Consider the following 6,920-nt stretch of genomic DNA (forward strand, 5'->3'; position numbering starts at 1 on the left):
AGAAGCGCTCATCGACGGCATGTCAGCGTCGATGCTCTCCGCCGCCGGGGTATTGCTCGTCGCCGCGGTCGGTTGCGCACTCAAAGCACCGCGTCGGCAACCCGAACCGGCGTCTGCCGACCATGAGCCGACCAACAGCACCACCAACTCCGTCGCCCGAGAGGAATCTCCGAAACAATGACCCCCACTACGCATTCACGATCCGACCACGGCGCATCGACCGGTCACGGGCAGTCGGCGGGAGTGAGCCGCCGAGCGATGCTCATCGGTGCCGGCGCCGTAGCAGCCGGAGCCACAGTTGCCACGGCCGGCGGCGGTGTCGCCGGAGCATCACCGGCTCCCACAGGCCGCTATCGAATCGACATGCACGCGCACTTCTTACCGCCGGAATATAGGGCCGCGCTACTGGAACACGGACACTTCACCATCGGCGGGTATCCCACCCCGCAGTGGTCACCGGAATCAGCGATCGACTTCATGGACCGTTGGGGCATCCAGGCTCAAGCCCTCTCGGTGTCGGATCCGGGTGTGTCCTTCCTGCGCGGAAAGGACTCCCGCGACCTCGCACGGTACTGCAACACATACGCCGCCGGCCTGTTCCACACTCACCGAAGCCGGTTCGGCGCATTCGCCGTGCTGCCCATGCCCGATGTCGCCGCGTCCATCGCCGAACTTGAATATGCCCTCGACACATTACATCTCGACGGCGTCGTACTGCTCAGCGCCTACGACGGCGTCTACCTGGGCGATCCCCGCTTCGAGCCGCTGATGGCCGCACTCAACGCCCGTAGAACATTTGTCTTCGTCCACCCCGCAGCCATACCCGACAATGCCAAACCGGCGCTGCCACTGCCGGACTTCCTCGAAGAGTTCACCTTCGACACCACACGAGCGGCCACGCTGATGCTCGCCGGCGGCACTCTACGCCGCTATCCCGGTATCCGATTCCAGCTCGCGCACGCCGGCGGCACCCTACCGTTCTTGTCGTGGCGGATCGGGGTACTCGCCGAAACACCCATCGGTAACCATTGGCCCGCCGGAGCGCCACGCCCGTCGGCGCTCGACGTGCAGCAACTGATCCAAACGTTCTACTTCGACACCGCACTGAGCGCTTCGGAAGCCGCCATGAGATCGGTGCTCGCCGTCGCACCACGTTCACATATTGTGTTCGGCTCCGACTGGCCGTTCAGCCAGGCTGTCTTCCTGGAAGGCGGAGGCGACCCCGCACCCGGGCTCAGTACGGTGTTCAGCACAAGCCAGCGCTACGAGATCGAACGGGCCAATCCGCTGAGCCAACTACCACGCCTTCGATCGGCAGTCGGTTGACCTATCGATATCGACGTGACATCCCCTGCGGCGCTGAACAACTCATATACCGATGAGTGGACGCATCCATTGGGCCGTGCGGCACTGGAACTGCCCGTTCATCACCGAATTCGGTTAGCAGACAGCAGAGCATGAGCGACTGTTCGCAAGACGACGCCCGGGAGTGACGCGATACGCGCGTGATCTCTCCGCCTTTGCTAGGGTCCACCGCATGACCTGGCTCCGTCTGCGCCCAAGATCGGTTCCCCTGGGCCCGAGAACAGCGGTGGCCGCCGCGGTCACGACGATCGGCCTGATGGTGGCGGGCGTGGGCGGCGGACCGGCCGGTGCCTCGACATATGCCGCAGGCATGGCCGGCACCGTCGCCCGGCTCACCGGACCCGGCGCCATCAACGACACCCTCGGGCGCTACGACATCCTCGGCACCGACCTCGGCGTCATGTGGGACAACGGTCGTGGCGAGATCCTGACCGCCTTCGGCGATACCCAGTCCTTCGACGGGCGGTCCCTGCTCTACGGGTCGTTGTTCCACTGGCGCTCGAATGTGTTGTTGCGCAGCACCGATCACAACCTGGCCGACGGCATGACCTTCACCGGCCACACCGGACCACCCGGGTATGCCAGCCGATTGCTCAAACCCGACCTCCGCAAGGAGATCACCCTGATCCCGACCGCCGGTGTGGCCGTGGGCAAGACGCAATACCTGAACTTCATGTCGGTCAAACACTGGGTGGCCAACAGTCATTGGGTCACCAATTTCTCCGGCCTCGCCCGCTCCGACGACAACGGACGCACCTGGCGGCGCGTGGGACCGCAACGCCCCAACTCGGGCGGTAACGTCAAGTTCCAGATGGCCGCCTACCTCAAGGTCGGCGACACCGTGTATCAGTACGGAACACCCGACAGCCGTTGGGGCGCAGTCTATCTGGCGCGTGTCCCGGCGTCGCAGATGGAGAACATCAACGCCTACGAGTACTTCTCGAACGGCCGGTGGGTGCCACGCGTCCCGGGAGCAGCGACACCGATCATGCCACCCAAGAACGGGGAGATGTCGGTGGCGTGGGATTCGTATCTGGGCAAATACATCTCGCTGGTGCAGACCGAGCCGGGCGTCAAGCTGCGGACCGCGGATCGGCCCGAGGGACCGTGGTCGGCCGGCGAACTCGTCGTCTCCCGCGACGACCCGTACTCGGGTTACGCACCGTTCATCCATCCATGGTCGACGTCGGGCCCGACGCTGTATTTCACCTACTCCGTGTCGTTCGGCTATCAGGTCTACCTGATGCGGCTGCCGCTGCGGCGCGGCTGATGGCGCAGGTGAAATACAGCGTCGAGGTGGGCCTACCGTCCCAGCATGACGTTCATCTGATCGATCTCGGCCTGCTGGGTGTTCTTGATCTGCGTTGCCAGCGACCGTGATTCAGGGTCGATCCCGCCGGCGAGTTCCGCATCGGCCATCGTGATCGCCCCTTGGTGGTGGGCGATCATGCCCTGCAACCACAGCGTGTCGAATTGCGCGCCACGGGCGTTCTCGAGCGACGTCATCTGCGCGTCGGACATCATCCCGCCCATGTCGCCGCTCATCGAGTGGCCGCCATGGTCGCCGCCGTCGTCGACCGCGACGCCCCACGACTTCAGCCGTGCGGTCATCTGATCGATCTCGGGCTGCTGGGCATTCCTGATCTGCGTTGCCAGCGCGCGCAATTGGGCATTGTCGGTACGGCTGGGCACCAGGTCGGCCATCTCGACCGCCTGCTCGTGGTGCGGGATCATCATCTGGTTGAACATGACATCGGCCTGGTTGTGCGCCGCGTTATGGGGCGACGAGGTTGCCGTCGTGCCGTGTCCCGAGTGCCCGGTGGGCGACGAGGACTCCGACGAAGAACAGCCCGCCACGATCAACGCGGCCGCGGCGAGTGCTGTTGCCGCCGAAGCGGCCCTGCGGATGGTGCGAAGAGACATCTGAAAGCTCCTGTGTGATGGTCGATATGGCTGTGATGGTGGTCTGGGACCGGTCCATCAGCAGCGGATCACCGACAGGCTCAGATGCGTGGGCTGCGCCCAGGGTGGTGGTCGCCCGAGGTGTCCGAGGAGTGCGGGCGCGATGCCCATGAGGGCGGGTAGCGCCGCGAAGCCCCAGACGAGCATCAGCAGGATGACCGGCGGCAGTGGCGCGTCGTCGGCGCGCACGAAGACGCAGTGGTGGCCCAGGACGCAGTCACCGGCGTCGCTCATGTGGGAGACTTCCGGGTCCGCGGCATTGGTCATCGTTGCGATGCTGTGGTGTTCGGTGCTGTGGTGTTCAGTGCTCTGGTGAGGTGCAGCGTGCGCTTCACGCGGGGCGCCGGCGACGAGAGAGTGCATGAGCAGCACCGCGATTGCGAGCAGCCCGACCACGCACACACGAAGCCACCACTGCCGGTGACCGATTCGTGGGGCGCGCATCGCGACCAGCCTAACCGGCGGGCCCACCTCAGCCGACGGGCGACGCCTCGGCGTCTGCCTGCGCCTTGCGTCTGTTGCGTGGCGCAATGAGCTTGCGGTCGACGAGCCGGTAGACGGCGACGACGAAGGCCGCCAACGCCCAGCCGAGCAAGATGTCGAACACGTAATGCTCGGCGGTGTAGACAAGGGTGAACGCCATGGCAAAGGCGTACCCCAGGAACAATGTTCGGCCGAGCGCTTTGACGCGCGGCCACATGAACAGGGCGAGCAGCATCGTCAGCGCGGCGTGCAGCGAGGGGATGGCGGCGACCAGGTTGGACTTGCCCTGACCGATCTCGATGAGGTTGGACGCGACGTGGATGTTGAGGAATTCCCATCCGCGGGCCGAGATCCGTTCGACGTACGGTGCCGCACCGGCATGACTCGGGTCGAAGGGACCGAGTATCCCGCCGGGCTGGGTGGCCTGCGGGGTGGTCATGCAGATCGCCTCGCGCGGTCCGTCGGCGACCTCCGCGGAGGTGCACCGGGCGGCTGCCCAGGGTGGTGCCGCGGGCACGAACGTGTATCCGATGAGCCCGAGGAAGGTGGTGGCGATGAAGCATGCGGCGAACCGTCGCCACGTCGCCCGGTTGCGCAGCCACAGGATGGCCGCGAGCGCGTACGGGACGACGAAGTACGACATGTAGACGACGCTGGTGATGACCTCCCACCACGGCGCCGACGGCGACTTCAGGTGCGCCTGCAGCCACACCGTCGGGACCACCCCGAAGATGGCCTTGTCGACGTCGGGGGCGAGATGCCAGGCCACCGGGACCTGGATGAACTCGGCGACGTTGCGGGTCCAGTCGTAGAGCAACAGGATCAGCGCGAACGGCGCCCAGTCGATGATGACGGTGATGACGCGGCGCCGGCCGATACTGGCCGCGATCAGCCCGAGGCACAGCAGGATGATCAGGCGGGTGCGGTCGAAGGCGAGCCCGTGCTCGACGATCTCCCACACCATGAACAGCGCCCACGCGACGATCGCGACCCGGCGGACCATGGTGAGGTCGCGACGCTTCTCGGGTTCGGCCTCCATCTCGGCGGCCGCGGCGATGTCGGCGAGGATCGGTTCGAGGTCCGGCGGGTTGTCGTCGCCGAATGCGGCGTCGGTGTCGGTCTCCTCTACGCCGGTGCCCGCGCCGTTCTGATCCACGGCGGATTCGCGTACGACCTGCTCAGGAGCCTGCCGTCGGCGGTGATCGTCCGGCGAGGGCACGTCGATTGCCTCGTCAACACTCACGCGAAACCGCCTCTTCATCACCGCACTACCGACACGTAACCCAAAGTCAGCCTAATGAACATTCCTGAAAGTGGCCGGTCGCCTCGCCCCTTCGCACGTCAGGAGTGTCGAAGATGCCGACGGCCCGACGCCGATGGGCGACGCGACATAGACTCCGAGTGGGACACATCACACGCTCAGGCAGTTATGAGCCACGTGCCCGATCGGCGAGGCCGGCATCCGGTCAGGAGGTTGTAGATGCCCAACAGGTTCCTGCGCTACGGCGATCAGCGCTACATCATCACCAAGGAGGCCGAAGCGCGGCTCGACCGCGCCCTGGAGTCCGTGTACTCGCACGGCGGCGGCCATCAGTGGTTGAACCTGTACCCCGACACCGAGGCGCCGTGCCGACTGTTGATCGCGTCCGGTGTGCCGATCACCGTCGAGACCGAGCCCAACGACTGATCTGCACCGTTCGGCGAGTGCGGGCTGCGGGGTTCGGTCTCGCGTGCGCGCCCTAAGCTGGCACCATGCGCATCGGAGCTCACTTGCGGGAGGATGACGACCCGCTGACCACCGCGACGGACCTCGGCGTCGACGTCTTCCAGATGTTCGTCACCGACCCTCAGAAGTGGAAGAAGCCGGTCCCCCGCCCGGACGCGCAGGCTTTCCGCGACTCCCCGATCGACGTCGTCGTCCACTCGAGTTACCAGATCAATGTGGCCAGCCTGAACAACCGGCTCCGCATGCCCTCCCGCAAGGCCGTCGAGGAGCAGGCTGCCGCTGCTGCCGACCTCGGCGCGTTCGGTCTCGTCGTCCACGGCGGCCACCTGCGCGACGGGGAGGATTCAGCGGAAGGGTTTGCCAACTGGCGCAAGCTGTTCGACCGTCAGGTCGACAAGGGCGGCTTCGGGGTCCCGATTCTCATCGAGAACACCGCAGGCGGCGACCATGCGATGGCCCGAACCCTCGAGGCCATTGATCGACTCTGGGAGGCGGTCGGCGATTTCGAGCAGGCCGGCTTCTGTCTCGACACCTGTCACGCGTGGGCGGGCGGCGAGGATCTCGTCGGACTCGTCGAGCGGGTCCGGGAGATCACCGGGCGTATCGATCTGGTGCACCTCAACAACTCCCGCGACGAGTTCGACTCCGGCCGCGACCGTCATGCGAATCTAGGGTCGGGACACATCGACCCAGAGGTGCTCGTCGCCGTCGCGGCAGCGGCCGACGCACCCATCATCCTCGAGACGCCGGCCGAAGGAATCCCCGACGATCTCGAATACCTGCGGTCGGCGTTGTAGCGCCCTCGAGACCCGGTGAGCCACAGCTGGTTCCACCCCACAGCGGAACCCCGTCACCGCGGATACGTGACAATCACCTGCCCGCTCCACCGACTCCGCCACTCCACCCGCCGATCGGTGTAGAGCGTCGGCACCCACTCGGCGAGGTGTTTGCGTTGATGATCTGCCCGACACAGCGGGATCAGATCACCGAGCACCGTCCAGCCTCCGGCCTCGGGGTCGGTGTGGTTGAACGGTCGCCAATGATCGAGGTCGCACAGGTGTGACGGCATCCCGCAGAACGGAAACCGGCACCACGCATCATTGGCCAGCACCTCAGCGCGCAATGTCGCGCTGGGTGCATACGTCAATGCCCCAGGAGGTGGCACGGTGTGACCACCGTGTCCGGTCGGATCCGCCGGCGGCGCCTGCGGCCGGTCGGAGATCTGCGGGATGAGTGGTCCCGCGGCACGGGCGGATTCGGGGTAGTGGATGGTTTTCGCCACGTCGGCGAGGGCGGTGGCGTAGTCGCGGTCGATCGGCCCGTATCCCTGCAACCGGGGCACGAGAATCCCGTCCGGATCCTTCAACACCGTCAGTACGGGTGC

The 6,920-nt window shown here is 65.9% G+C and carries 9 protein-coding genes; 5 read left to right on the forward strand and 4 right to left on the reverse strand.

Features of this window, described 5'->3' with window-relative positions; genetic code table 11:
* From B1964_RS30530 to B1964_RS22490, 3 genes are all read left to right on the forward strand, one after another.
* Positions 1-181, forward strand: a 181-nt coding sequence (locus B1964_RS30530; protein ID WP_172398927.1) for a hypothetical protein, incomplete at its 5' end; no start/stop codon positions are given.
* Positions 182-363: 182 nt separating this feature from the next.
* Positions 364-1,326, forward strand: a complete 963-nt coding sequence (locus B1964_RS22485) for an amidohydrolase family protein (RefSeq protein ID WP_253194126.1) — start codon at positions 364-366, stop codon at positions 1,324-1,326.
* A gap of 265 nt (positions 1,327-1,591) precedes the next feature.
* Positions 1,592-2,635, forward strand: a complete 1,044-nt coding sequence (locus B1964_RS22490; protein WP_079931351.1) for a DUF4185 domain-containing protein — start codon at positions 1,592-1,594, stop codon at positions 2,633-2,635.
* Between the two features lie 32 nt (positions 2,636-2,667).
* Here B1964_RS22490 and B1964_RS22495 read toward each other — a convergent pair whose 3' ends face one another.
* Genes B1964_RS22495 through B1964_RS22510 form a run of 3 tightly spaced genes read right to left on the reverse strand, consistent with a single transcriptional unit; the run spans position 2,668 to position 5,053 of the window.
* Positions 2,668-3,288, reverse strand: coding sequence for a DUF305 domain-containing protein (locus tag B1964_RS22495; protein ID WP_014358657.1), 621 nt, complete (start codon positions 3,286-3,288; stop codon positions 2,668-2,670).
* A gap of 57 nt (positions 3,289-3,345) precedes the next feature.
* Positions 3,346-3,771, reverse strand: coding sequence for a hypothetical protein (locus tag B1964_RS22505; protein WP_079931353.1), 426 nt, complete (start codon positions 3,769-3,771; stop codon positions 3,346-3,348).
* A 28-nt stretch (positions 3,772-3,799) separates the two neighbouring features.
* Entirely contained in the window at positions 3,800-5,053 is a 1,254-nt protein-coding gene (locus B1964_RS22510; RefSeq protein ID WP_006369444.1) for a phosphatase PAP2 family protein, read from the reverse strand.
* Positions 5,054-5,290: 237 nt separating this feature from the next.
* On the opposite strand from B1964_RS22510, the gene B1964_RS22515 reads away from it, so the two are divergent.
* Positions 5,291-5,497 (forward strand): hypothetical protein, encoded by a 207-nt coding sequence (locus tag B1964_RS22515; protein ID WP_006369443.1) that lies wholly within the window; start codon positions 5,291-5,293, stop codon positions 5,495-5,497.
* 65 nt (positions 5,498-5,562) lie between these two features.
* On the forward strand, positions 5,563-6,333 hold the full coding sequence (locus tag B1964_RS22520) for a deoxyribonuclease IV (protein WP_006369442.1): 771 nt from the start codon (positions 5,563-5,565) through the stop codon (positions 6,331-6,333).
* Between the two features lie 53 nt (positions 6,334-6,386).
* On the opposite strand, the gene B1964_RS22525 is transcribed toward B1964_RS22520, so the two are convergent.
* A partial coding sequence (locus tag B1964_RS22525) for an HNH endonuclease signature motif containing protein (RefSeq protein ID WP_139765834.1) occupies positions 6,387-6,920 on the reverse strand: 534 nt, incomplete at its 5' end.

Source organism: Gordonia sp. i37 (assembly GCF_002043085.1).
Classification (GTDB): domain Bacteria; phylum Actinomycetota; class Actinomycetes; order Mycobacteriales; family Mycobacteriaceae; genus Gordonia; species Gordonia polyisoprenivorans.

Excerpts from the sequence above, each read along its gene's own strand:
- B1964_RS22520 (WP_006369442.1), top strand. The coding sequence starts at position 5,563 with ATGCGCATCGGAGCTCACTTGCGGGAGGATGACGACCCGCTGACCACC.
- B1964_RS22515 (WP_006369443.1), top strand. The coding sequence starts at position 5,291 with ATGCCCAACAGGTTCCTGCGCTACGGCGATCAGCGCTACATCATCACC.
- B1964_RS22505 (WP_079931353.1), bottom strand. The coding sequence starts at position 3,771 with ATGCGCGCCCCACGAATCGGTCACCGGCAGTGGTGGCTTCGTGTGTGC.
- B1964_RS22495 (WP_014358657.1), bottom strand. The coding sequence starts at position 3,288 with ATGTCTCTTCGCACCATCCGCAGGGCCGCTTCGGCGGCAACAGCACTC.
- B1964_RS22485 (WP_253194126.1), top strand. The coding sequence starts at position 364 with ATGCACGCGCACTTCTTACCGCCGGAATATAGGGCCGCGCTACTGGAA.